Raw genomic sequence first — 604 nt, forward strand, 5'->3', positions numbered from 1 at the left:
AGTCAGAGCGTGGTAATTTGTTTTTTAATATTGTCGAAATACTTGAAGTAAAAAAGCCAAAAGCTTTTTTTTTAGAAAATGTTTGTGGTATAGTTAATCACGATAATGGTAAAACATTTAGAGTTATTAAAAGTGTTTTAGAAAAGGAATTAGGATATAGCTTTTACTTTCAAATAATTAAAGCTTCCGATTTTGGGTTACCGCAGTTAAGACCAAGAGCTTTTATGATTGGTTTTAGAAACGATACTATTCAAGATGGTTTTTCTTTTCCAAAACCTATTCCACTTAAATTTACAATGTCGGATGTATGGCAAGGTAATTGTGGTAGGGAAATTGGATATACTTTGCGTGTAGGCGGTCGTGGTTCTAAAATTGATGATAGACGAAATTGGGATAGATATTTAGTTGATGGGGAAATTAAACAAATAATGCCACAACAAGCAAAAAAAATGCAAGGTTTTCCAAGTGATTTTGAATTTCCTGTTTCAAAAGGTAGGCAATGAACGAAGTAGTAAATAGCGTAGCTATCGACGCTGTGAAAGCTTGTGGAAAACAACTTGTTGATTATATGTTTTTATTAGACAAAACCAATAGGGAGAACAAT

The 604-nt window shown here is 32.1% G+C and carries 1 protein-coding gene; it reads left to right on the forward strand.

The window, feature by feature from the left end:
• A partial coding sequence (locus tag CYP77_RS01795; RefSeq protein ID WP_219809396.1) for a DNA cytosine methyltransferase occupies positions 1-503 on the forward strand: 503 nt, incomplete at its 5' end.
• Positions 504-604: the final 101 nt, after the last annotated feature.

Source organism: Campylobacter concisus (assembly GCF_002913865.1).
GTDB lineage: Bacteria > Campylobacterota > Campylobacteria > Campylobacterales > Campylobacteraceae > Campylobacter_A > Campylobacter_A concisus_AM.